Annotated in this window: 17 protein-coding genes and 2 pseudogenes; 10 read left to right on the top strand and 9 right to left on the bottom strand. The window is 55.4% G+C overall.

Annotated elements, in window-relative coordinates:
* Window positions 1-33 precede the first annotated feature (33 nt).
* On the bottom strand, window positions 34-1,962 hold the full coding sequence (locus HDF10_RS15420; RefSeq protein WP_260177921.1) for a TolB family protein: 1,929 nt from the start codon (window positions 1,960-1,962) through the stop codon (window positions 34-36).
* 373 nt (window positions 1,963-2,335) lie between these two features.
* Between HDF10_RS15420 and HDF10_RS15415 the strand changes: the two genes are divergently transcribed.
* From HDF10_RS15415 to HDF10_RS15380, 8 genes are all read left to right on the top strand, one after another.
* A complete protein-coding gene (locus HDF10_RS15415) occupies window positions 2,336-3,901 on the top strand; it encodes a B12-binding domain-containing radical SAM protein (protein ID WP_311732776.1) in 1,566 nt (521 codons plus the stop codon).
* 136 nt (window positions 3,902-4,037) lie between these two features.
* Window positions 4,038-5,477 carry a B12-binding domain-containing radical SAM protein gene (locus HDF10_RS15410; RefSeq protein ID WP_260177920.1) on the top strand — a complete coding sequence of 480 codons (1,440 nt, stop codon included), beginning with the start codon at window positions 4,038-4,040 and terminating at the stop codon, window positions 5,475-5,477.
* On the top strand, window positions 5,478-6,887 hold the full coding sequence (locus tag HDF10_RS15405; RefSeq protein ID WP_183814875.1) for a B12-binding domain-containing radical SAM protein: 1,410 nt from the start codon (window positions 5,478-5,480) through the stop codon (window positions 6,885-6,887). It begins immediately after the preceding gene.
* Window positions 6,887-7,708, top strand: coding sequence for a class I SAM-dependent methyltransferase (locus HDF10_RS15400; RefSeq protein WP_183814873.1), 822 nt, complete (start codon window positions 6,887-6,889; stop codon window positions 7,706-7,708). Before HDF10_RS15405 ends, HDF10_RS15400 begins: the two co-directional genes overlap by 1 nt.
* A gap of 137 nt (window positions 7,709-7,845) precedes the next feature.
* Window positions 7,846-8,688, top strand: coding sequence for a class I SAM-dependent methyltransferase (locus HDF10_RS15395; protein ID WP_311732775.1), 843 nt, complete (start codon window positions 7,846-7,848; stop codon window positions 8,686-8,688).
* Complete coding sequence (locus HDF10_RS15390) at window positions 8,685-10,148, top strand: B12-binding domain-containing radical SAM protein (RefSeq protein WP_183814869.1); 1,464 nt, start codon at window positions 8,685-8,687, stop codon at window positions 10,146-10,148. Before HDF10_RS15395 ends, HDF10_RS15390 begins: the two co-directional genes overlap by 4 nt.
* Complete coding sequence (locus HDF10_RS15385; RefSeq protein ID WP_221271777.1) at window positions 10,097-12,091, top strand: methyltransferase domain-containing protein; 1,995 nt, start codon at window positions 10,097-10,099, stop codon at window positions 12,089-12,091. The genes HDF10_RS15390 and HDF10_RS15385 overlap by 52 nt, the downstream gene beginning before the upstream one ends.
* Before the next feature lie 50 nt (window positions 12,092-12,141).
* Window positions 12,142-13,179 carry a radical SAM protein gene (locus HDF10_RS15380; protein ID WP_183814865.1) on the top strand — a complete coding sequence of 346 codons (1,038 nt, stop codon included), beginning with the start codon at window positions 12,142-12,144 and terminating at the stop codon, window positions 13,177-13,179.
* 385 nt (window positions 13,180-13,564) lie between these two features.
* On the opposite strand, the gene HDF10_RS15375 is transcribed toward HDF10_RS15380, so the two are convergent.
* The 3 genes and pseudogenes from HDF10_RS15375 to HDF10_RS15365 all read right to left on the bottom strand — a co-directional run bounded on the left by HDF10_RS15375 (window position 13,565) and on the right by HDF10_RS15365 (window position 15,070).
* Entirely contained in the window at window positions 13,565-13,735 is a 171-nt protein-coding gene (locus HDF10_RS15375; protein WP_221271810.1) for a ParB N-terminal domain-containing protein, read from the bottom strand.
* Between the two features lie 85 nt (window positions 13,736-13,820).
* Window positions 13,821-14,240 carry a DUF6908 domain-containing protein gene (locus HDF10_RS15370; RefSeq protein ID WP_183814863.1) on the bottom strand — a complete coding sequence of 140 codons (420 nt, stop codon included), beginning with the start codon at window positions 14,238-14,240 and terminating at the stop codon, window positions 13,821-13,823.
* Window positions 14,240-15,070 (bottom strand): annotated as a pseudogene (locus HDF10_RS15365) (ArdC family protein). The gene HDF10_RS15370 and the pseudogene HDF10_RS15365 overlap by 1 nt, the downstream one beginning before the upstream one ends.
* Window positions 15,071-15,485: 415 nt before the next feature.
* On the opposite strand from HDF10_RS15365, the pseudogene HDF10_RS15360 reads away from it, so the two are divergent.
* Both HDF10_RS15360 and HDF10_RS15355 read left to right on the top strand, forming a co-directional pair.
* Window positions 15,486-16,650, top strand: a pseudogene (locus HDF10_RS15360) (IS481 family transposase).
* A gap of 302 nt (window positions 16,651-16,952) precedes the next feature.
* Window positions 16,953-19,580: a glycoside hydrolase family 2 TIM barrel-domain containing protein gene (locus tag HDF10_RS15355; RefSeq protein ID WP_260177918.1), complete on the top strand. Its 2,628-nt coding sequence runs from the start codon at window positions 16,953-16,955 to the stop codon at window positions 19,578-19,580.
* A gap of 375 nt (window positions 19,581-19,955) precedes the next feature.
* Here HDF10_RS15355 and HDF10_RS15350 read toward each other — a convergent pair whose 3' ends face one another.
* The 5 genes from HDF10_RS15350 to HDF10_RS15330 form a co-directional block, all read right to left on the bottom strand.
* Window positions 19,956-20,897 (bottom strand): aromatic alcohol reductase, encoded by a 942-nt coding sequence (locus HDF10_RS15350; RefSeq protein WP_183814859.1) that lies wholly within the window; start codon window positions 20,895-20,897, stop codon window positions 19,956-19,958.
* Window positions 20,884-21,387: a hypothetical protein gene (locus HDF10_RS15345; RefSeq protein WP_183814857.1), complete on the bottom strand. Its 504-nt coding sequence runs from the start codon at window positions 21,385-21,387 to the stop codon at window positions 20,884-20,886. The genes HDF10_RS15350 and HDF10_RS15345 overlap by 14 nt, the downstream gene beginning before the upstream one ends.
* Before the next feature lie 918 nt (window positions 21,388-22,305).
* Window positions 22,306-22,770: a hypothetical protein gene (locus HDF10_RS15340; RefSeq protein WP_183814855.1), complete on the bottom strand. Its 465-nt coding sequence runs from the start codon at window positions 22,768-22,770 to the stop codon at window positions 22,306-22,308.
* Between the two features lie 149 nt (window positions 22,771-22,919).
* Window positions 22,920-23,873, bottom strand: coding sequence for a nucleotidyl transferase AbiEii/AbiGii toxin family protein (locus tag HDF10_RS15335; RefSeq protein WP_183814853.1), 954 nt, complete (start codon window positions 23,871-23,873; stop codon window positions 22,920-22,922).
* Window positions 23,870-24,610, bottom strand: coding sequence for a DUF6088 family protein (locus tag HDF10_RS15330; protein ID WP_183814851.1), 741 nt, complete (start codon window positions 24,608-24,610; stop codon window positions 23,870-23,872). The genes HDF10_RS15335 and HDF10_RS15330 overlap by 4 nt, the downstream gene beginning before the upstream one ends.
* Window positions 24,611-24,638 lie beyond the last annotated feature (28 nt).

Genomic DNA, 24,638 nt, shown 5'->3' with positions numbered 1-24,638 from the left:
GCTTTTGAAGGCGCTGATTCACTAATGGCGTCTTCATGGAACCACGCGTCGACGTGCTACCGCGGTGAACCACAGACTGCGACCGCAGTCGGTGCCGTAAAGCAGAGTCTTCGAGTCAGTCTCCCAACTTGGCTCAATTTGATTACAGGGAATATCCGCAATGCGTCTCGTTTCTCCGGTTTGTTGATTGCGGATCCATAGGTTCCAAGCGCCGCGATCGAAACGGCTGTAGGCCATCCAGCGTCCGTCGGGAGAAAGCGCTGGATACCGCGATTCACCCAGACTCAGCGGCGTGTTTCTATGTAACGCGTCGCTTAGGTAAATCCCAGGTGGGTGGTGCCCCTCCACCGCAGAAAACGCATACACGTCCTCAGAGAGGAAAGATGCCTCATATAAGTTGAGCGATGGAGGTGTAAGTACCACATCCGACGCCGTCTGGGACTGGAAGTTTCTTCGAACGAATAAACTGCCGCGACCACGGTAATCGCGAACAAAAGCCAGGCTCGCTTGATCGGCTGAGAGCATTGGCTCACGCGCGTTCTCCACTATCACATACGAAGAATCTCCTCGCTCGACGATTCGTGACTCTGGGTTCAGAGCCGTCTCGGCCCATAGACCTTTTGCACTGATGGCAAACGAGAGCTCATCGCTCATCGTGGGATCGCTTCGTATCGCGTCCGTCGTGCCCTCAAGGTGATATCCCGCCGAAGTGAATGCCAGATATTTGACTCCCTTACTTGCTGATTCAGGGCTGGCAGCAAGCAGAACTTGAGTCTGAAGCGGTAACCGGTAAGCGTACTCTTGACGGACGGTCCGTTCCCGTTCGAGAGTGTAATGCACGCTGAACATAACCGCAGCGGTCATCGCCGCGACCCACGCGTATTGCGTCCGACTGCTGCGTGACGAACTAGGGACCAACCGTTCGGAACGTAACAGCATATAAGTTCCCAATAGCAGCGCAAGCATCAATGGCAAACGAGGAATATACAGCAGAACTGCTGGACCGATCACACTACCTGAGCTCGGCAGGGGTAGCCCAATACCAAAGTAGACGATGGCTAAAGCCAGAAGCCATCTATACCTCTTTCGCTCCAGCAATATTGCTGTCAACACGCATACAGGAAAGACGAGCAGAACGAAATTATATGAAGCCGGTATGGTGGAGATAGCAAGGGAAGCCAGCAGCAGCGCCGACCACTCCAACTGCGTCCGGTGAGGGGCTCGCCCTTTCCCCCGCATGAGCAGAATCGCTGGCGCCAGCAGTACCATTTGCAGGGTCGGTTGCAGAATGGCATACCAAAATGGAGAGTTGTGCCAAGGATGCGGATTCCACTGTGGTTCATCGAGGAAGAGGTAATGCAGAACGCTCGAGATGGAACCACTGGCTGTTGCATATGGTGGCAGCCCTTCCCCATGCAGAGCCCATGGAAGAATTTCCTGGAGATAGGTTCGATGTACGTTCCAGCCGAAGATCAAGACAGACGCCACAGTAGTTGCTACTCCGGTGAGCGCAGCCGCAACGAGGGCGCGCCATGCTTTGCGTTGCACGAAAAAGACAAAGAAAAAGATCGGAAATATTTTGCAGGCTGCCGCGGCTGCGATCAGGGCACCGGCAAGCGTATCTTTCTTGTGTAGGTATGCCCAGCATGCAGCCACGATCAGCAGTAGCAAGAGTAAATAGAACTGGCCATACAGCAGGTTTCGATGCAAAGGAAAGCTTAGCGCGAAGATAAGTGCGATCCGCTGATACGACAAGCCGGTTAGAGAGCGCAACAGCCAGCAGAGCGGGACTAATAATCCAAGATTCAGCAGCAGCCACAAACGTTTTGCCGTAAGAGGTGAGAACCGCGTCAGTGGCCACATTGGCAACGTAGATATCGGCGTGATGGGCAACATCCCAATCACACGAACGTCTAGAGCACGATGATCCTTTTCGCGCTGTAGCCAGACCCACTCATACATGCGGCTGGTATCGTACCCCTCATGCGCTAGTCTCGCAGACATGTAATAGTTTGGGAAATCGGTATTCAGCTTACTCCATGCACGTGGCAAGGTGTGTGCTCCCAGATAGAGCAACAAGACGAGGAGGAGACCCCTCTCAAGCCAGTGCAGAATACGATCGTCCGGAAGTGCGGCCACATCTCATGCTTGCTGAATAGCCGCTCTGTGATTGTCACCCGGCCGTCATTTTGCGGTCATTCGATTATTGCCATTCTTAATGGAGCCGCGTTTAAACGAGTTGCTATACCTTTAGGTGTCGTCCGTCGACGATGATTCTTGTGCATCGGGCGCGCCTTCTTGGCAGGTAACAAGATGACAGTCCGTTGACAACCTGGTGACAAACTCCACTGCACCGACTCGCTATGCTTTCCAAAGAAACGGCGGGCACAGCGTGCGTACATCTCGAAAGATCGTCTTTTTCTTTCCATCGTTTGCCAGTTCTGAGGCGACGGCGCCACTCGGCATTTTGGCGGTAGCGACTCCGCTGATCCGTGCCGGCTTCGAAATCGTACTGATCGATTCGACGATCACACCCGACTTCAAGAACCGCATCTTGGAAGAAGTCAAGAATGCACTGTGTCTGGGCGTTTCTCTAGTGACCGGCCCGATGATCCGCGAAACCGTGGAGATCGCGAAAGCTGTGAAGGCATGGAATCCAGACTTCCCGATTGTGTTAGGGGGATGGCATCCTTCGTTGCTTCCAAAGCAGACGCTTGAGGCACCTTACCTCGACTACATTGTGCGAGGACAAGGCGAAGAGAGCTTTCTGGAATTGGTGCAACATCTGCAATCAGGTTCCACTCCGGACTTCGTTTCAGGTATCGGATTTAAACGCGACGGCAGGTTAGTCATGACACCGGAACGTCCACTGCGTCCGCTGGCCGAGATGCCTCCGAAGGCATACCACATTGCGGATTTCGATGCTTATGAGCGCAAGTGCGGACGGCGTTGGGCAATGTACACGTCTAGCCTCGCCTGTCCATTCAACTGCGCTTACTGCACCAACGCCGGCGTCTATGGACGTAAGTGGAACGCGCTGCCTCCGGAACAGTTTGTCGAAGAGACGGTAGATCTAAGCCGCAGGTATGCACTCGATATGATCTGGGTGGTGGACGATAACTTCCTCGTCGACATGGATCGAGCCCGAGGAATCGCAGAAGGTCTGGTGCGCGAAGACTCTCACTTCCAGTGGAGCATTCAGGCAACCAGCAATGTGGTCGCACGGCTTACACCAGGGGATCTGCACATGCTGCGTCGAGCGGGCTTGCAGCAGATCTGTCAAGGCGTGGATTCTGGCTCGCCGACGGTGCTGAAGGCAATGAATAAGGATTGGCAGGATTTTGACTCCATCTACGAAAGCGCAGCGCGCTGTCTGGAAGCCGGAATACGGCCGTCCTTTAATATCATATTTGCATTTCCGGGTGAAGGCAGGAAGGAACGCCGCGAGACTATTGATTTCATGATGAGCGTCTGCCGTAGATTTCCGGGCGCCGAATTCTGGACGAACATCTTCACCCCCTATCCCGGCTCACCGATTTTTTCAAAGGCCACGGAGCTCGGCATCGAGTTGCCGACTTCACTTGAGGCATGGGCAGATTACTTTCCTCGGTACACGCGGCTTCCCTGGCTTGACGGAAGGGAGCACGACAGGCTTCAGGTGACCCGGGACTATCTGCGCGTTGCATTCGACCGCATACCAATCGGAGCAGATAAGCGCGGTAAGGTCACCCGGCTGATGCAGAAAGGCATTTCGCTTCCCGCACGTTGGCGATTGGACCACGATCTGTATCGCATGCCCGTAGAGCTCTGGCTCAACAACAAGCTAAGGCGATACACCGCGATGAAACCTGCAGTCGATGCTAAACGGCTTGCGAATACGCCAGCGGAGGCCGCATGCTAGGCCGGCCCTGCTTCGTCAGGCCCAGGTTGAGTGAGGCTTGCCTGCACGCCAACTTGATGCGCAGAGGTGATTCTTGGTAGACATTCTCCTCACACATTCCTATCACCTTGCCTACGATCAGAAGCAAGTGCGAAAGATGCAGCCTTACCGCCCGCTCGGCACCCTGTACGCAGCGGCAGCTCTTCGCGATGCAGGTTTTTCTGTCGCCCTATTCGATACCATGTTGTCGGATCCTGAGATCGAGTTCAGAAAGTCTTTGGCGCACCACGACCCAAAGATTGTGGTGATTTATGAAGACGACTTCAATTTTCTGACGAAGATGTGCCTGACACGAATGCGAGAAGTGGCTTGGCACCTCACGGACGTGGCAAAAGAAAAAGAAGTTCCGGTGATCGCGCATGGGTCAGATGCCACCGACCATCCCGAACTCTTCTTGAGTCATGGAATCGACTATGTACTGCGCGGCGAGGCGGAACAGACTCTCGTAGCCCTTTGCACAGACCTGACTAAGGGAAGAACGCCCACCGAAATTGACGGACTCGTCCGTATTGGAGACAGCGGTCAAGCGACTCACGGTGATCGGGCGCTCTCGAGAAATCCTGATTGGACCGCCTTGCACCGGCCGCCTACCGATTTGACAGACTTCAACTCGTACCGCCATGCATGGAAAAAAGCACACGGATACTTCTCGGTGAACATGGTCTCGAGCCGCGGATGTCCATATCAGTGCAATTGGTGCGCAAAACCGATTTCAGGCAACAAATTTCAACTGCGTGCAGCTTCTGCTGTTGCGGAAGAGATGAGACAGCTTAAATATGAAGCGGGAGCTGAGCACGTCTGGTTCAGTGATGACGTGTTCGCGTTGAATCGTCATTGGGTTCAGGAGTTCGTTTCAGAAGTCTCTCAAAGAGAGGCCGCGCTGCCATTCAAGATTCAGTCTCGCGCCGATCTAATGACTGAGGAAACGGTGGCAGCGTTGAGGTCGGCCGGTTGCGCGGAAGTATGGATGGGTATTGAATCCGGTTCGCAGAAGATTCTGGACGCAATGGACAAAGGCCTGAATATCTCATCGGTCCGAGAGACACGACAAAGGTTGAAGGAGTTCGGGATTCGCGCAGGTTATTTCCTGCAGTTTGGCTACCCAGGCGAATGTTGGTCCGATCTGCAAGAGACGATCGCCTTCGTCCGCAATACACGGCCGGATGACGTTGGCATCTCATTCTCATACCCTCTTCCCGGCACCGTTTTCTATGAGCGAGTCCAGACACAACTTGGGTCTAAGCGCAACTGGGCCGATAGCGATGACTTGTGCATCATGTTTCAAGCAGAGTATACGAGCGGATTTTATCGCGCTGTCCGCAATGCTTTGCACGCAGAAGTCGACACTTGGACTCTCGATGGGCAGGGCTTCGAGGTGGCCCAGGCTTCCGTCGAACAACTGTGGAATGAGGTATCTCTTCTGGAGCCGATTAGTAGAAATCCAGATGCAATCGAACTTATCGCGACGAACGCAAGTGGGAAGACTCGGGTGAATCTGGTTCCCATTCATCAGCTCACTGGAGCAACGGGGGCATAGATGCTCGATCTTCTACTCACTCACGGATACTTCCTATTCGAAGACCCAAAGGAACGGCAGATCATGAAGCCTTATGCCCCCTTGGGAATTCTGTATCTCTGCTCACACCTGCGTAATCGCGGTTTTGATGTCGATGTATTCGATACGACTTTTTCAAGTCGTGAGCAACTATTCAACCACCTGCGTACAGAGAAGCCTTCGGTGCTCGGCGTGTACGCAAACTTGATGACGCGAAGCAACGTCGTTGAGACTCTTTCTGTGGCTCGAGAAGCGGGTTGGACGACCGTGGTGGGCGGACCCGAGCCAGGCGCTTATTCGCTGGAATATCTCCAGGCAGGAGCCGACTTTGTAGTTGCCGGTGAAGGTGAGCTAACAATGGAGGATCTGCTCCTTGCGATTCGATGCGGAGAAAAGGACTTCTCCAAAATTGCCGGCCTATCGTATCTAGACACCGATGGGAACCTACGCCAGAACGCACCACGTGGACAGATTCAGAATCTTGATCTACAGCCGTGGCCGGCCCGTGGCGCAATCGATATCCGTCGATACGTTGAGACCTGGCGGACTCATCACGGCACTGGATCGATAAACTTCATCACGGCTCGCGGATGTCCCTTTCGTTGCAATTGGTGTAGCCACCAGGTCTTCGGGCAATCCCATCGGCGACGTGATCCTGTTAAGGTTGTGGACGAGGTGCAGTGGCTGCTCGAACAATACAGCCCGGACATGGTGTGGGTCTCCGATGATGTGTTCACGATCAATCACGCATGGTTACGTACCTATGCTGCTGAGATGAAACACCGTCGAATCCGCATTCCTTTTGAGTGCATCTCGCGTGCAGACCGGTTAAGTCCCGAGATGATGGATCTTCTGGCGGAGTTGGGCTGCTTCCGCATGTGGATAGGATCGGAGAGCGGATCGCAGCGCATCCTTGATGCGATGGATCGCGGCGTCAAGATCGAGCAGGTGCACAAGGCCGTGGAAATGTGTCGCGAGCGTGGTATTCAAAGCGGCATGTTTCTTATGTGGGGCTACGAGGGAGAAGATATGGAAGATATCGAGGCGACAATTAAGCACGTTAGCACTTCGAAGCCAGACATCTTCTTTACGACCGTCTCGTATCCGATAAAGGGAACGCCATACTATAACCGCATCGCTTCTCGGATCATTCAGATCTCTCCGTGGGGAAAAACCTCAGACCGCGAACTTGAAATCAAAGGGAGGCACTCGCGCGCCTTTTATACGCATGCGGACAGGGTGCTGCGAGATGAGGTCGCTCTAGCCCGTATGTTGGATGGCTCACAAGGCACCGACCACGCAATCGATAAGGGACAGGCCGCCTTGTTGCAGCAGGCCATTGCAAGCGAACGCGCCGCCCTGCTAGCAACCTACGCCGAGGTGGAGTGGTGATGAATATTTTCGAAACCTCCACAGCCGGACTGGCATTTGACCGTCTGGCGACTACTTATGACTCGCTCTTCACATTTTCGGCGATCGGCAGGTCACAACGAAAGGTAGTCTGGAAACTTGCACTAAAAGCATTCGCAAGAGGCAGCCACATCCTCGAACTAAACTGTGGGACTGGGCAGGATGCCTTGTTTCTCGCCAAGGCAGGCATGACGGTGACTGCATGCGATGCCTCGCTGGGCATGATCGAACAAGCCCGCTACAAAATGGCTGCAGAGGCCCCGAGTGCCACTGTGGAGTTTATCCCTCTTCGTACGGAAGAGATTGGCACTCTGCCACAAACACTGTGCTTTGACGGCGTATTCTCCAACTTCTCTGGGCTGAACTGTGTTGGCAATCTGGCTAGCCTCGCACAACAGCTATCCAAGCGGCTTCCATCAGGCGCGCCGCTTCTGCTGTGCTTTTCTACCCGATACTGTTTGTGGGAGACCGTTTACTTTCTGCTGCGTGGAGATCCGCGCAAGGCGCTTCGCCGATGGAAAGGCGTATCAGAGGCACGCCTCGATGGTCTGGAGTTCCCTGTGTACTATCCGACCGTTGCACAGTTGCGTAGCGCTTTCGCGCCTGAGTTTCGCCTTGTCTCAACAACTGCTGTCGGTCTGGCCGTGCCCCCATCCTATGTCGAATCCTGGGTGATGTCTCGCCCACGCCTTTTGAAGCTTCTCGAGGTTATCGATGAGACCGTGCGCACCTGGCCAGGGTTGCGTACTTTGGGAGACCACATGCTGCTATATCTGGAGAAAGTGCGGCCATGCCAAGTGTGATGGAACACCCAAGTGCAAGTTGCGATAGAACCGCTGCAGATCTGATATCGAGGTGCCCACGATGCAATGGTTCGCTCAAGGTCAGGCAGAGTCAGCGGGAAGAGAACGACCTCATCTGCAATGGATGTCGCCATTCCGTGGTTCTTCGCGAAGGGATCTGGATTGCACTCACCGAAGATCGCACGGCACACTATTCGCAGTTCATTACAGATTATGAAATGATTCGCGCTGCCGAAGGGCGTGGCGGTCAAAACGCGGATTACTATCTGGCACTCCCGCATAAGGATCTCTCAGGCAAGAATCAGGCGCAATGGACAATCCGTGCGCGTACGTATTCCTATCTTGCGAAGCAGATTCTTCCGAAGGTCCAGGCAGAAGCGGGAGCGAATGCACGCGTTCTGGATGTGGGCGCGGGTAATGGATGGATGTGCTATCGGTTTTCACAGATGGGGCTTCGACCTGTAGCGGTGGACTTGCTGGTTAATGATCAGGACGGACTCGGTGCCGCAAAACATTATCAGGCACACCTGCAGAAGATGTTTCCGCGTGTACAGGCCGAAAGTACGCGCCTCCCATTTGCCTCTGCCCAATTCGATGCGGTCTTCTTCAACGCCTCCTTTCACTATGCAGAGAGTTACGAGGCCAGCCTGCAGGAAGCGCTGCGCTGCCTTAGGAACGGTGGAACAATCGTCGTGGCAGATTCGCCTTGGTACTCCAACGAGAGTAGCGGCGAGCAGATGATTGCGGAACGGCAGGCAGCGTTCTTTAAGCGGTTTGGCACATCTTCGAACTCACTTCGAAGCCTCGAGTTTTTGACAGACGAGCGGCTTAGAGACCTGGAAGAGAAGCTCGGCGTCCGCTGGGAGCGCCACAATCCGTTTTATGGATTCCGCTGGGCGATGCGGCCGTGGATTGCACGTTGGAATCGTCGCCGCGAACCGTCACGTTTCCAGATTTATACAGCTAGGAAATCTGCATGATTCTCCTTTTTCATCCACGAGCTACAAGACCACGCAACTGCCGGCTGCCTTTGGCGGTGCTGGCTCTTGCCGCCGTTTTGGAGGGGCGTGAAGAGTACGAGATCGTTGACGGGAACCTCGAAGAGAAGCCGGTCGAAGCGCTATTGAAGCTTATCGACGCGCATCCAGTGCAGTTACTCGGTGTCTCCACTATGCCTGGACCGCAAATGGTCACAGCCATGGAAGTTTCGCGTGAGATCCGCAAGTTGCGGCCCCATGTAAAGATCGTATGGGGGGGATATTTTCCTTCGATTTACCCGGATGCGGCACTAAACGCCAGGTATGTAGACTTTGTCGTGCGGGGACAGGGTGAGGATACCCTGCTCGAATTGATCGACGCGCTACGCGGCAAGCGCCCCCTGGATTCAATCCGCGGGCTTGCCTACAAAGATGCGTTCGGTCTGCATCGCAGCAATGCTGAGCGTCCGATGAAAGGCCCGGATAGCTTTCCATGGTCTCCGTTCCATCGCCTGCCAGTAGAGAAGTACCTGCGGCCTTCCTTCTTCGGCAAGCGCACGGCAGTCCATCACGCCAGCATTGGATGCCCTTTCAACTGCAGCTTCTGCGGCGTTCATGCGGCCTATGGACGCGACGAAAAGATGGAATCGCCTGAACGTACGGTGGCAATCCTCAAGCATCTGATCGACCAATATGGCGCGGACTCGGTGCAGTTCTACGATATGAACTTCTTCCTTCGCGAAGACCACGCACGTAAGCTCTGCGAACTGATGGGTCCCCTAAAGCTGCGGTGGTGGTGTGAAGGACGAGTAGATATCATGTCACGATATTCAGATGAGACGATGGCCGCGATTGCCGATGCAGGTTGCGCGATGATCTTCTTTGGTGCCGAGTCCGGCTCCGATTGGGCATTAGAGGAAATGCAAAAGGGTATAACCACGGAACAAACCATTACGATGGCCGAGCGGACGCGAGAGTTCGGAATCATTCCTGAATTTTCGTTCGTGGTCGGTAACCCTAAAGATCCTGAACGGGACACGCGAGAAACTCTGAGGTTTATCCGAAGGATCAAACGAATTAATCCGGACTCGGAGATCATCGTCCAGCACTACACACCCACTCCGCAGAAAGGCTCTATGTACGGGGATGTGGACGACAAGATTTCCTTTCCCGACAGCCCGGCAGGATGGGCGACTAAACGGTGGATGGACTTCACTCTTCGCATCGACACGAGTGCCCCCTGGCTAAAATCCAGGACGAAGGAGCTGATCGACAACTTCGAATTAGTTGTCGCATCTCGATGGCCTACCGTTCAGGACATTCGCGCACCTAAGTGGAGCCGCATTCTACTGAAAACCTTAAGCTCATGGCGGTATACGCTGCAGGTGTACAGCTATCCGGTTGAGTTGCAGTGGGCGAACAACTTCATCAAGCTACGCAAGCCAAAGCGAGAAAGTCTGTGAGGACCGCTGAGTTTGGAACAAAGACGGAAAACGAGCATGCCTTCGCAGCTTGGGCGAAAGTATATGACACGCAGCCTAATCCGCTGCTTGCGCTTGAGGAACGTTATTTCGCTCATCTTCTGCCGCGCACGAAAGACCGGCACATCTTAGATGTAGGCTGTGGCAGTGGAAGATGGCTGTCGCGTTTCGTGGACGGCGAACCAGCCTCGTTGCATGGTCTGGATAGTTCCAGCGAGATGATTGAGATAGCTGCTCGCAAAGAGCTTTTGGGTACGAAGTTAATCCATGCCGCACTTCCTCTTATTCCAATTGCGTCCGACAGCAAAGATCTGGGACTCGCCTCGTTCGTTCTGAGCTATGTGGAAGACCTAGAGCTATGTGCGTCCGAATTAGCGCGAGTGATCCGTCCTGGTGGAGATTTATTTCTGTCGGACATGCATCCGGGCACCGCGGCTGCACTTGGCTGGAAACGTGGCTTTGATACTCCCGTCCAGACATACAAACTCAAAGTGCATACGCGGCCTCTGATCGATCTAATCAGCACGTTCGTCGCTTATGGTTTCGCGATTGTCGTGTGCCTCGAACCGCCATTCGACGAGAGTGAACATGAATTGTTCATGACGGCAGGCAAAGAGGCAGCGTGGCAGCAAGCGGCTGGAAAGCCTGCAATCTACTTGCTTCATTTTCGCAGGATGTCCGCGTCATCACCTGCAATTAGGAAGTACGAAGATCTTCATTTGCGAGGCGCTCACTGCGTTTTGGGCGCACATGAGAGTCTTGCAGCCTCTGTCACCGTGGACAGCGGACTAATTGCTTCAATTGCGACAGAAACTGCACAGACGGCCACTAGAAACGGAACGAATCAAATTGACCTGAGTGGATATCTCGTCTTTCCGGGGCTGGTGAATGCACACGATCACCTTGAGTTTGCGCTCTTCCCCCGGTTGGGCTCTCCTCCATACGAGAACGCGACTGAGTGGGCGCTGGATATTCAAGTCAAGGAAGCCGAGAAGATTGCGCTTCACAAAAGAGTGCCGAAAGACGTTCGCCTGTGGTGCGGTGGCATCCGCAACCTGCTGTGCGGGGTCACCACCGTATGTCAGCACAACCCGATCGATCCGGTGCTGCTGACTAGGGACTTTCCCATAAGGGTGATCACAAACTACGGATGGGACCACTCGCTGGCATTCGCAAAAGATGTCCGGTCTGCCCTGGAGGGTACTCCCGCCAATGCTCCCTTTCTCATCCATGCCTGCGAAGGTGTCGATCATGTTGCAGCTAAAGAGTTATACACGCTCGATGCTGTTGGCGCGATCGAGGAGCGTACCGTCCTTATACATGGATTAGCACTGGATGCCAAAGGTGCGGCACTCCTGAATGAGCGCCGCTCTGCCCTGGTAATTTGTCCTACTTCAAACAGCTTTCTCTTCGAAAAAACTCACACAGATGACCTATTACGTTCCATCGAGAGGCTTGCACTTGGAAGCGACTCACCGTTAACTTCAAAGGGTGATCTCCTAGATGAGATTCGCTTTGCTAGTTGGGCCTGCGACCTTAGCGATGACAGACTCTACTCAATGGTTACTGATGAAGCCGCACAGCTTTTACGGCTGCATGACGGTGAGGGTTCACTACGCGGAGGTGCCGTAGCCGACCTTATTGCTATAACTCAGCGAGCAGGAAGCCCAGCACATATCTTGAGTGAGTTGAGTTGGCGGGATGTGGAGTTGGTGATTGTCGGCGGCTTGGTACAACTTGCTTCATCTGAAATCTTCGACAGGCTCACAACGCAGATGAGGCGAGCACTTGTCCCGCTCATGGTTGAGAAGGAAGTCCGTTGGCTGCGCGCTCCAGTAACATCGTTACTCGATGCAGCGGAGAATGTCTTGGGTGATGGCAATGTTCGTGTCGGCGGCCTCCGCGTTTCCAGAATGAAGGTGTAGCCATGTCGACGAACCCGCTACCGGACATAAGTCTTATCGCAGGAGGTGCCATGTCAGTTGAATTGGAAGTAAAGGCGCAGCTTTCTCACGCGTTGCCGCATAAGCTCACATCGCTTCCTATTTTGCTGTTGAACCTGCATGAGAACTGCAACTGCCGCTGCCTTATGTGCGATATTTGGAAAAGGCCGCCTGGCTTAGGGCTCGACCTCGCAAGCTTTAAGCGCCTCCGCGACTCCATCATTGCTTTGGGAGTGCAGCAGGTCGTACTGACGGGAGGCGAGCCGCTGCTTCACTCGAACTTTGAGGCATTATGTAGCTTCCTCAAGAGCTGCGAGGTCCGAGTTACTCTTCTAACGACCGGACTGTTGCTTCAGAAACGAGCGGATATCGTAGCGAGCTCCGTGGATGAAATCATCATTTCGCTTGACGGCCCAGAAGCGATCCATGACGGTATTAGGCGGGTCACTCGAGGATTTGATCTGATTCGAGTAGGCATAGCAGCAATTCGGTGCCATCAACCGGGTATGCCGATCCAAGCCCGAAGCACCGTGCAGCGTGCCAACTTCCTCTTTTTGCGCGAAACGGTAGCCGCGGCAAAACGGCTGGGCTTTGATTCCATCTCTTTTCTGGCGACTGATGTATCGTCGCACGCATTCAACCGAGACCTCATTTGGCCCGGCGAACGGCAGAGCGAGGTTGCGCTGACACGGTCAGAGATAGCGGCCCTTGAAGTCGAGATTGAATTGCTGCTCGAACAGTTCCGCGACGAAATCGCTCGGCGCTACATTGTGGAGCCGCCCGAGAAGCTACGACATATCGTGCGGCGATTTCGCGAACATCTGGGCGAGCTCACGCCAGAGTCGCCTGTCTGCAACGCACCCTGGGTTTCCGCAGTACTGGAGGTCGACGGGTCTATTCGGCCTTGTTTTTTTCACCGTAAGATTGGCACAGTCGAGAGGAACTCGTTAGAAGACGCCGTTAATTCTGAAGAAGCGCAGCAATTCCGGCGCACACTAGACATTGCCCGAAACCCAACATGTCAGCGATGTGTTTGCTCGCTCAACTACACCAGACTTGCTGAAAACTGAGCCGCTTCACACCCACTCGCTCACCATCGCGTCGAGGGCGCGTACAACCTGTTTCCTCTTTGCATTTTGCACGAGCGGCTGTGCGGAAAATAATGCACACTAACTCTTGTGAACAAGCTCGAACGAATATCCGTCTGGGTCCAAGACATCAGCGGCGTAATATCCCGGATAGTATTCGAGCCTCGCTCGTAGCGAGATATTGCCCGTTGCGCCGGCCGCCATCGCCGCGCGATAGAGGCATCAGGATGCAGCACTACGAACTGGGGAGGCTTGGGGAAGTATACGTTGGTTGCCCCAGATTTTCGAAAATTCTGATAAATCAAAGAGATATGTCGATATTCGACGATGACCCCCCACAAAATTTCCCACACAAGAAAATAATATCTTATGCCGTGATTTCTGTGCACTCGACATTGCCCTGGGTGCGGATGCTCCCGGCCAATTCCTCCAAGGAATCATTCTCGAAGGTTCGGCGAGGATTGGTCTTGGATTCAGTGAGCAACGCGAGAGGCAGGTTGCGGTACTCGGTGGCGTTGGCAATGGTGGTGGTGTTCATGGCAATGGCTCCTTTCGAGCGGTTGCACTGCGTTGGGTGTTGTGAAGCGGACGCGCTTTCCTGTCCGCACCGGGGCGAGAAAGGGTTAGGCGCATTGGTTCCGCTGCTGCCGCTCAAAGGCTTCGATAAAGCCCTGACGTCGCAGGTTTTTGTCCCACTGCTTGGCGAACTGTTCGTGCTGCTTGTAAAGCTCAGTGTGAAAGGCGTAATGGCCGTCTTGAATGAAGCGTGACCATTGCTCGATACCGGCATAATCGTTGCGCCAGTAGAAGGGGTTGAGGTGCGCCCCTCCTCCAAGTCCAAACTCGAAGCAAATCTCCGGGTCGCGCATAAGGTCGCCGTTCTGTTCGCCGTAGTGAGCGACAGAAATAGCAGGGAGCCCGCATGGGCCTGACTCCTCGGTGGACTCGATCACCAACGCCATATAGGGCGGGTTCTCGATCTTGAGGTTGAGTCCGTGGTGCCAACCTCCCGCCATTGTGAGAATTTGAAGGATAGTCTTCATTACGCCACCTTCGCCAGTTCTGCATCGGGCATCGCCGCTTGCTCTTCGGTCGGCGGCTGCAATGCGGCAAGAATGACGGCAGAGGTCTGCTGTATCACTTCCAAGCTCTCGGCCAGAAGTGAAGCGTTTCCGTGGTACAGGTGGATGTAGTCAGCTGATGCGGTTCCTGATTTCAGACCAACCGCTTTGCGACTACAAACGCGACGGCCTCGGCCTCCGTCTCCTTTACAACCTTGGTGGTCGTTGTGCGGCGGTCAGCCTTGTGCAACATCTCGTGCGCGAGTTCATGGACAAGCGTGGAAAATTCCTCGGCTTCCGATTGGCCGGGGAGAATGGCAATCCTGCCGCCGTAGCTGACACCTAACGCGGGAGCGATGTTTTCGGTAAAGACAAGCTCGATGCTCTGCCGCTCGATGTATGAAACGGTCGCGGTTCTCGCCCACGTCGCCGTGTACCTCGTGCATGGTGGGAAGCTCCGCACCCTCAGTCTGCGAGACATCGAAGACGTAGGCATTACGGAATCCAACCAAAACGGGTTTGTTCTGGTAGGCAGGGTCTTTCTCGGCTTCCTTCTCTGTCTTGCGGCGAATGCCGATGATGGGAGCAAGAATGCGAATACCCTTCTCTCCCTTCCTCACTTTGCGGCCAAGCTGGTTCCATGCGTACAGACCCGCAACGCGCGTTGCGTCCGGCCTCTGTCGTGCGATTTCGAGGACATTGCCAAAGCTGTAATTGTGAAAGCGGCTCATGGCGTCGAGGTACGCCGTAAGCGCGTTGCTGTGACCTGACTCCAACTGCGCGATAAGCTCCTTGACATTGGCGGCGATGATCTCTTTGGCGGTCTGCCGTTGCTGCGGCTGGGGTGGACGGGGTGACGTTGGTGGTGGTGGTGTTGGTGTTCATGGGTGCTTCCTCCTTGGCCTTGGCCGTTGCTTTTCATGCCATGCGTGGCATGTACCTACATGCCGAACGCCTCCTGGCGAAGGCGGGGGGTAGCAACTGCAAGGGGAGGGGATCTCCCACCCTTGAAACGAAGCGCAGCGCAGCGAAAGTGGAAAGGGCGTAGCGAAGCGGAGGGCTGCACAAGCGCAGCGTGGAAGCCTGGGGACACCCCTTGCGGGCGCGAGGGGCGGAGCTCCCCTGAGCGTACTTAGCACTTCCGTTACAAAACAGACCGGAGACATGGTTTACAGCGGAGCGCGACGGCGACAATTCCTCGGCTTTGGGCACGCACGACGATGTTGTATGCCCTGGAAAGAGAGTCGGATCATGGATCAACGTCTTCAGTTTTTATCGAGTTATCAGAAAGAGGAGATGTCAGTGGCGGACCTGTGCCGTGAGTACGGAATCTCCCGCCCAACGGGCTACCGTTGGATCAACCGCTACCACGAGACGGGGCCAGAAGGACTCGTAGATCGCAGTCGCCGCCCGCATGGTTGCTCCCACGCGACGCTAGAGCCGATCGAGAACGCCATCCTCGTGCTTCGGGCCAAGCATCCATCCTGGGGCGCGCGGAACCTCAAAGCAAGGCTGGAGATGCTACAGCCAGACATGGTGTGGCCTGCAGCTAGTACATTTGGCAACATCTTGAGCCGTGCGGGTCTGACTAGCCCCCAGAAAAAGAGAAAACGCACTACGCCATGCTCGGAGCCGTTCTCCATGGTCACGGGTCCGAATCAGCTTTGGTGCATGGATTTTAAGGGTTACTTCGTCACCGGTGACGGCAAGCGCTGCGATCCGTTCACGATCACCGATGCGTACAGCCGTTACTTGATTCGTTGCCAGATTGTCTCGCGAATGGACCTAAGCCAGGTCCGAGCGATTTGTGAAGCCGCCATGCGGGAGCACGGGGTTCCAGCACGGATCAGGACGGATAACGGAGCACCGTTTGCGGGCACAGGACTACTGGGACTGTCGAAGCTCTCACTCGGCTGGATGAAGCTCGGGATCGTGCATGAGCGCATTCAAGCAGGTCGACCTCAACAAAACGGCCGCCATGAGCGGATGCATCGCACACTGAAGGAGGACACGACAAATCCGCCTGCGGCATCGCTTCGCGCACAGCAAAGCCGATTCGATAACTTTCGCTACGTGTTCAATAACGAGCGCCCGCACGAGGGCCTGAACAATCAAGTTCCCGCAAGTCTCTATATCCCCAGTTCGATCCGACTGCCCCGCAAGTTGCCAGAGTTCAGGTACCCAAAGGGTCTCCTGCTGCGACGAGTCAACAATAGCGGCGACATCAGCTGGCACAAGAACAGGGTCTTCATCAGCGAAGTATTCCGCTTCGAAGAGTTGGGTGTCGAGCTGATCACACCGGGGCTCTACAGAGTCTTCTTTCGAGACATGGAGATCGGAGAAATTCAGCTCCGAAGAGATGCGCTTCAGAGCAGCGCGAAGAGTGCTCTGAGCTGTCGATGAGTGCCGTGGCCTGTTGTCGTCAATCTACACAGGAGCGCCTGGGGACCGCACCGAAAGAAGCATCGTGACCCCGGAAAATTCGGAGTTTGCACGGCTCTCTCGACCTAATGATTCTCAAAGCCCTTAGCGCCTCAATGTCGGTTCCACACAGCCCGGTGACAGCAATTCATGTAATGCCTATAATCGCGCAGTCTCTCTAACCACGCGATCACATGGAGCCTATCTTTGCACCGCATTCATTGTTTGCTTATGCTGTGTCTCTTGCCGCTCACCTTGGAAAATCAGGCGCAGATGTCTCCAACGAGCGGAAGCCACCGTTCCACGGTTGACGATCCCCGTGTCGAGATGTCACTCCGCGATGGATGGCGCTTCAAATTAGGGCCGGAATCTGCCACGGAGCTACAGGCGGAACCGGACGCAACATGGACGACCGTCAGCGTGCCCCACACCTGGAACCGGGTGGGCTACTATAAGGACGCGCCCGCGTCCCATAGCAACACCGCGCAGAACGTGGTAACGACGCAGGGAGTTGGCTGGTACAAGCTTGTTTTCACTCCGCCGGCGAACATGTCTGGTATGGAAAGCTTTCTGCAATTCGACGCAGCAAGCCGCGTCGCCACGGTGTGGTTGAACGGGACCTTGCTCGGCACACACCGTGGGGGATTCTCGCGCTTTCGCCTGGACAGCACCGCAGCACTTAAGCCAGGTCATGAGAACACGCTCACGGTGAAGGTGGACAACACGAAACCCGCGCTGGGAAGCTCGACTGCCGACGTGTTGCCGCTTACGGGAGACTTCTTTGTTTACGGCGGTTTGTATCGTCCGGTAAGCCTCATTTTCACCAAGAAGGTGCACATTGATTTGATGGACCATGGCTCCTCCGGAGTCTATGCGAAGACGACGTCCGTTGCGCCTGCCTCGGCAAAGGTGCAAGTGCGCGTGCGAGTCCGCAACGATAGTGAGCAGAGTGGTGCCCTTGTACTCCGAACTCTGCTCGTTGACGCGCAAGGCAAGGTCGCCGCCCAACAAGTGCAGTCCGTCACAGTAGGACCAGCGAACGTGGTGGAGAGGACCGCGGACATCGCTGCGCCTCATCCGCATCTCTGGCAGGGTGTGGAGGATCCTTACCTGTATCGCCTGGTGGTGGAACTATCGAACAAGTCATCCAAACTGGTAGATCGCGTCTCTCTCCCCTTTGGCATTCGGCAGGTTCGCTTCGACGCGCAGAATGGATTGTTCCTCAACGGAAAACACGTCGCCGTACACGGCGTCGGCTATCACCAAGATCGTGAAGGTAGGGGTTGGGCATCGGAACCTGAGGATGTTGCCGCGGACGAAGCGATGATGCGTGAGATGGGAGTGACCGGCATCCGCTTGACCCACTACCAGCACGGCCAGCCGATTCACGACCTCGCGGACCGCGATGGACTTGTGCTCTGGGACGAGATACCCCTCGTAAGCCAGTGGACATTGGGAGAGAGCTTGCAACCGACGGCGGAGCTTCGTGAGAACGCCCGACAGCAATTGCAAGAGCTGATTGCGCAGGACTTCAATCATCCTTCGGTGATCACCTGGTCCATCGGCAACGAGATCGATTTTGGAAACAGCATACCCGCCTTTGTCGGAAACAAAACCGGAGCCGTTCCTGATCCCCTGCCTTTGCTCAAAGAGTTGAATCAGCTCGCGCACGAGTGGGACCCAGGCAGGCCCACAACATTGGCGACTTGCTGTGAGGGAATACGCTACGCACCCGATACTGTGGTGCCAATCACAGCCTCGGTCACCGACCTCGCCGGTGCGAACCGCTACTTCGGCTGGTACTACGGCAAACCGTCCGACTTAGGTCCTCATCTTGACACCCTACACCGCACGCGGCCGGCACAGCCCATGGCGGTAACCGAATATGGTGCCGGGGGTGCTATTTCACTGCACTCTGACAATGCGCAGGGTGGCCCAGAGTCTCGCAACCGGCCCCAGGCGGAGGAATACGAATCCTACATTCACGAACAGAACTGGTCCACGATGAGCAGCAAACCGTATCTGTGGGGTACGTTTATCTGGAATTCCTTCGACTTTGGAAGTACGACGCGTAGCGAGGGCAATGCCCAGGACATCAATACTAAGGGCATAGTGACCTTTGACCACAAGCATCGCAAGGATCCGTACTTCTTCTACAAAGCCAACTGGACGGCGACGCCAACAGTCCATATCAACTCCGGCCTCTATACCGAGCGAGCCTACCGGATGGCGGATGTGCGCGTGTACAGCAATGCGCCGATGACCTCCCTGAAAGTAAATGGAAAGCTAGTTGGAATGCTCGCAAACTGCCCAGACCGCATCTGTGTCTGGAATGGCATAGTTCTCAGCCCTGGCGCGAACAACCTCATGGCAACTGGCTCCTTCCCCAAGGGAGATGTAGAGGATAAGGTTCAGTGGCATCTTTCCGGCGCCGCCGCGAAGGATACCTATATCGATTGCGGCGCGCTGGTTGCCGGCGCAAGTCCGGAAAAGCGCTTTGGATCGGACACGTTCTTCGAGGGTGGAACGGCGCAGGTTATCACCGGTCCGGGAGGTGGGTTCAGAGCTCCGGCACCGGCGTCAATTGCCGGGACCAGCAGCCCAGAGGTAGCTGCCACATACCGCACCGGAACTTTTACCTATCGTGTTCCGGTGGATGACGGTCCGCATAGCGTAGTCCTCACGTTTGTTGAGCCGTCTCTTCATCCCGGAGATCGCATCTTCGACGTTTTGGCGAACGGACAGAAAGTCCTGACCAATCTGGATGTGGCAGCCACCGCGGGAGGGGTGCTGACCGCGTATCAACAGCATTTCGAAGTAAATGCCAGGGATGGCATGGTCACTCTTGAGTTCAGACCGACCAAAGGAGACGCGATCGTTTCCGCGATAGAGGTGCAATAACGTCGCGCATAGGTTCCCTTACAATTCGCGTCGCTAAGCCTGTCCCCTTTTCCGCACGGCTATCTGCGTCTCGTTGATCAATCGATTTCGGTTAGCTCTGCGGCTCCCTGCGGCCCGATCTCTCGTATTCATTCGGACTCGCTCCTTGAAACGGGCTTTAGTGCGGCTATCCTCCACAGTCCTCGATGAGGGCATAATGGCAAATACAATCACTGACAATTGATCACGATAGGCTTTCGTGGCGGGTCCGGCGATTTGCGCTGGGCGGCTGAGGGTGAGACTGGCCGACGCTTCATCAGCGCTGGCGCAGAGGGGCGGCATCGATGTACAGCAGATTGTGCCACCACACGGGTATAGGGTAGGCAGGCTATACGATTACCCGCTACGACCTGGCGCAAGATTGGCGTCGATCCACGCACCCACATCGGTGACAGGAATGCCGTGGCGCTGGTTGAACGTCCCGTCCTTGCTCCAGGCCACCCCGCGCCCCAGGGCGAAGGCGGCGTGATACTTGCGCATCATGTTATGCGGGTCGCGTGCCAGCTCTTCCATCAGAAATGGCAAGGTCCACTCCGAGCGGCTGAACGGGCGATGCAGAGCCGCTTCAAGCTTGTCGGCGACCTCTCCGTAGGTCACGGTGTCGCCGGCCAGATACACAATCTCGTTCCGGATGGTGGGTTCGGCGAACACGATCTCGGCGGTCAGCGCTCCGATATCATCAGGAGTCGTCAGTGTGACAGCGGTGTCGAGTGAGCCCAGCGCATGAACCTCGCTTCTTTCGAGGTCGACCACGCCGAATTCCGGCTCGAATAGATAACTCATGAACATGCCGGTCGAGATAATGACCCACTCGGGAGCGGTCTGGGCACGCAGCAGCTCACGCACGTCCAACTGTGCGTCGAAGATATCCTGCGGTCCGCCGCGCCCGATCACGTCGAAATCGACACCGAACTGCCATGGGAAATAACGGGGAATGCCCGACTGCAGTGCGGCCTTCGCCAGCTTCATGGGCGTGTCGATCCCGGCGGCATAGCCAGCGCAACCGATCACAGTGTCATACTGTGCAAACACGGATGCGAGCTCTTCGAATGCGCTCTTCACCAGATCGCCTATGACGATCTCGATTCCCAGGCTGCGGATTTCGGCGATATCGCGTTGCTTAGCCGGCGCATCGGATTCCACCGCACTGCTGCGCAGCAGCACGCTGATCTTGGCCCCTTTCACGTTCTTTGCGCGGCGCGCCAGGTTGCGCAGGACCGGGAGACCGAGTTCTCCGGCTCCCAGTACGAGAATATTGCGAGACTTAACGGCCGACATTTTCACCCTCCGGCTCAGCGACTCTGCCGAACCGCTGAACACTGAACGCTATAGGAAGCCCAACGAGGATCATGTGAGCGGCCAGCCCGTGAGCTAATTCGTGGTATTGATAAGGTCCCTTCGCGTGCATGGCCGAAAGCGGAAGAACAATCATTCTCATCACTACATCTATCGCTACGCCAAAGAACAAGCCGCAGAGCAGCCAGTGTTCGAGCAGAAAATGCAACCTGCGACTCACTGCGAAGTAGATAGCCGCCGCGGAAAACACAATCAGGTAATGCAGCAGCACTCCCAGGATGTAGATCGGCGCGCCGCCGCGGGAAGCATTTTGCATCCCCAACAAGCCTGCAGCGATCACGAGAGGAGACTTAGCTCCGAACACAATCAGGGTTTCCGCTAGATCCAATGTCCCGGCGATTAGACCGGCTGTTGCGATCGCGAGACCAGCGCTACGTATCTCCGAGGTCTTGCGCGAATAAGCAGTCGCCATGCAATAACTCCTTCAAGGAATCCAGGAACAGCCTCGGAAGGCTGTCAAATCTTGAGTGACGGAAGAGACCGTTTTGCCACAGCCCAACGTCGCTTCTCCTCGGCGAGAAACTTGCGCGTGGCGAATCCCCTCGATCATAGTGAAAGGCCTGCTGGAGTTGCAAAGAAGGCAACGGGCGTGGCCCGGCGAATACCAGGGTGCCTCGAAAAGCTCTACGGAGATCGAGGGGACGTTTGAGTCTCCTCGATTCAAGACCATCGGTTTCTAGTCTCGATCCAATTTCCCCTGACCACGGCATCTTCTCTGGTTTCCCAAGGGACCGGGCGATGAACATTCGTGTTCTCGTTGTCGATGATGAGCCCCTACGATTCGTAGAATCATCTAGTGGCGATGAACGGCGGGCTGCACAGTTGCTCTAGTTAGCCGTTCATCCAGCATTTCCGAGTGAATAGCAGGCCATGGAAATGACAGAGAGTGGAAAGCATGGAAAGCCATGAAGCCGGCTTCCCACCCTTCCCACTCTCTTTGGAAATGCCTTCGGGATTCCCACATTCCCACGGCCTCGACGACTGGATAGATGTCTTCTTGTGCCCCTCAACTCGAACCGTCGCCACCGCAAGGGGTTTGTAACGGATGTCTCAGGTCCACAACGTAACGCATGTCCCGGTACACTCACCCCTTAGCGGCTTTTGCTGTTGTTTTTGCTGTTTACGGAGGGGCGTTGCGGGGAGGGTGGACCGCCCCGCTGAGGGGGGTGGCGGAGGACCATCTGGCCGAAGACAGGGAGGAGCCTTCCGCCCGCAAATGAGAGCAAAGAAATTAAGGAAAGTGCTGGATCACTCTATCGTCGGAGGCTGAATGATAAGAGCATATAAAAATGCCTCTACCCGATTAGCTCAACCCCTCTTAAGACTCCTCTTATCTACCCAAATAACCCTCAAGCTCCACTCTGTCCTTGATCTTGAGAAGCCTCGCCGATTGTTTTTCAGTAGGCAGCTTTCGTGGAATGCCACATGCCACCGCGATAATCGACTCTTCATCTGGACTTAACAACGTGCGGGCCTTAGCCCAAGCCAGAAGTTGTTTCCAGTAGAGAGATCCGAGGTTGACGACTACCATCTGAGTTTCAATGCCGCCCAACGCTTCCTGTTGCGCCTCAGCTTCCTTCTTCACTAGCCGGTCATCTTCACGCGCGACCAATTGCTTCGCGAGCTCTTGGTCGAGAGGAATACGAAGCTTCTGCACTTGCTGCCAGCAGATTTCCTTCTTCGCCCACTCGGTGACGTTTTGAAAACCGCCCTCTGGTGACACGATCACCTCGAAAACCTCTGCTGCAATCCAGCGCAAGACCGACGGGGAGGGCAGTTGACGATGCCTATTCAAGAAATCTACCTAGAGCAAGTGGCGGGCTTGAACCACTTTCAAGTCATCAAGAGCTACGACACTGCTCTTGCCAGAGAAGCGTTTTCCGACATGGATGAGGTTCCAGGGTAAATCTCCCATTGACACCTGTCCAGGAGCGCATTCGTGTTCTACAGCAGATTGCGAAGCTCCATGAAACGGGCTTGCACGATCTCCCAGGATGGGTGGGAGCCGAAACAGAGAATCTCGCACTGACCCTTGTATTCGCGGCCAATCGCGGCAGACAGGTCTCCCGTCGCAAAGAGCGCGTCGCTGTTGGCAAAGCTCATTTGGTCTGGGTAGAAGTAGCTGCCAGGAAAGTGTGTGCGGCTGATGCGGTCGTAGTCCTGCTTGATGTCCCTGTACTCGGCAGATTGCAGCATTTCTAAAATCTCGGGCCAGGATGCGAGTTGAAAGAGGTCGTAGTAGTGCCGAGCGTAGGTGCCCAGAGCACGTCCATCCCGTTTGAGGATTTCCACTTTACTGTGAATGGCAAACATCTTCTCTACGAAGGTTCGCCTGAAATGGAGCAAGCGCATTGGGAACGAGCTTTCGTCTTCCGCTCCGAGCGTGACTACTTTTTCATGCAGAAACTGACCGAGGTAGGAGCGCAGCTCGACATTCTCGGTGGGTTCCCGACCGCTGGCTGCTCCTGCTTCGAGGAGCACGCGGTTGACGACTTCACCGGGACCGCCGTGGAGCTGGTGATACGAGAACCGGTCATTGCGCCCGAAGCCTCCTATGGTTTGGCTCTCTTCGGGAACAAACTGAAGGGCTGGATGCCCGGCCACGGCATCTCGCAGGCTCTTTAGTTCGCGGTCGATGCCGCGTTTGGTCAGAGGCGGCTCGAAGGCAAGCGGGTCGAGAAAGATGTCGATGTCCTCTGAAAACCGCTGAATCAAGTTCCAGCCTTTCGAGAGGCTGGTTCCGCCTTTGAAGATGACTTTGTCGCCGGCCGTAGCGGCGATGATACGCAGCACTTCGGTGACGTAGTAGTCCTTTTCGATGATTCCTGGGCGGAGCTGAAAGTGCTCTGCCGCCTGGAGGATCACCTGATCGAAGTCAGGATGTTCAAACAGTCTCACGTTTTTGGCCTTTCCTTGGCCTGCCACTCGCGCGCGTGCGACAGGGATGTGAATTGTCCAAAGTCGAACCGGGAGAGCGGATTCAAGGAGGCATGGAGACGTGCTCGTGCTGCGGGATCTCGTTCAAGCTCTTCCGCCAGTGCGCCCAGGAGAGCGCGAACCCGTGGCGGCTCCGAATCAGCCACCTTGAGCAGTCGTTCAATGTGGCGATCCGTTGCCAGTAGGGCCAACGTCTTCTGAATGGTGCGTTCGGCAGACAGTTCGCTTGTGCTACCGCCCTTGCGTAGAAAGTCGAGGAGGGCTGCTTCAGTCTCAGACAGGCTCTTCCATGCCTCCGGTCTCCGTGCATGAACGCGAGTCTCGGCGCCGATGAGTTTCCTTGGGAGACTGAGTGAGCTTGTTGCCAACTCACTTCGGCGCGGTGTTTGCGTGCTGAAACCTAGCAGATTGGCGGCAGCGGTGCCGGATGGGAAGATCGTCTTGGTTCCCTCAGCCAGTTTCTTGATTGCCGTGGGGCTGGGGCGGCTCTGCCCGAAGGCTGTGAAGCGAGGACGATAGTAGACCCCTTTGCTCAGACGTTCTAATGTCCCGTTGCGGGTCAGACGTGAGAGCGTCTGGGCAACGGCGGGAAAAGGCTGATCCCGGAAGTCATTGTGACGCCACAACTTCTCGCCACCGCGTTCAATCTGCAGACGGATAGAGCTGGCGGTGCTGCGGGTTTTGGCGGCCTTCGGCATCTCCTTTACTCTGTCCCACCTACGCCAT

The sequence above is a fragment of the Tunturiibacter empetritectus genome, assembly GCF_014201375.1.
GTDB lineage: Bacteria > Acidobacteriota > Terriglobia > Terriglobales > Acidobacteriaceae > Edaphobacter > Edaphobacter lichenicola_D.
The sequence above is the reverse complement of the archived record's forward strand: the minus strand, read 5'-3'. Positions and strand labels throughout refer to the sequence as shown.

Excerpts from the sequence above, each read along its gene's own strand:
- HDF10_RS15420 (WP_260177921.1), bottom strand. The coding sequence starts at position 1,962 with ATGTATGAGTGGGTCTGGCTACAGCGCGAAAAGGATCATCGTGCTCTA.
- HDF10_RS15410 (WP_260177920.1), top strand. The coding sequence starts at position 4,038 with ATGCAGCCTTACCGCCCGCTCGGCACCCTGTACGCAGCGGCAGCTCTT.
- HDF10_RS15405 (WP_183814875.1), top strand. The coding sequence starts at position 5,478 with ATGCTCGATCTTCTACTCACTCACGGATACTTCCTATTCGAAGACCCA.
- HDF10_RS15400 (WP_183814873.1), top strand. The coding sequence starts at position 6,887 with ATGAATATTTTCGAAACCTCCACAGCCGGACTGGCATTTGACCGTCTG.
- HDF10_RS15390 (WP_183814869.1), top strand. The coding sequence starts at position 8,685 with ATGATTCTCCTTTTTCATCCACGAGCTACAAGACCACGCAACTGCCGG.
- HDF10_RS15380 (WP_183814865.1), top strand. The coding sequence starts at position 12,142 with ATGTCAGTTGAATTGGAAGTAAAGGCGCAGCTTTCTCACGCGTTGCCG.
- HDF10_RS15375 (WP_221271810.1), bottom strand. The coding sequence starts at position 13,735 with ATGAACACCACCACCATTGCCAACGCCACCGAGTACCGCAACCTGCCT.
- HDF10_RS15370 (WP_183814863.1), bottom strand. The coding sequence starts at position 14,240 with ATGAAGACTATCCTTCAAATTCTCACAATGGCGGGAGGTTGGCACCAC.
- HDF10_RS15355 (WP_260177918.1), top strand. The coding sequence starts at position 16,953 with ATGTCTCCAACGAGCGGAAGCCACCGTTCCACGGTTGACGATCCCCGT.
- HDF10_RS15350 (WP_183814859.1), bottom strand. The coding sequence starts at position 20,897 with ATGTCGGCCGTTAAGTCTCGCAATATTCTCGTACTGGGAGCCGGAGAA.
- HDF10_RS15345 (WP_183814857.1), bottom strand. The coding sequence starts at position 21,387 with ATGGCGACTGCTTATTCGCGCAAGACCTCGGAGATACGTAGCGCTGGT.
- HDF10_RS15330 (WP_183814851.1), bottom strand. The coding sequence starts at position 24,610 with ATGCCGAAGGCCGCCAAAACCCGCAGCACCGCCAGCTCTATCCGTCTG.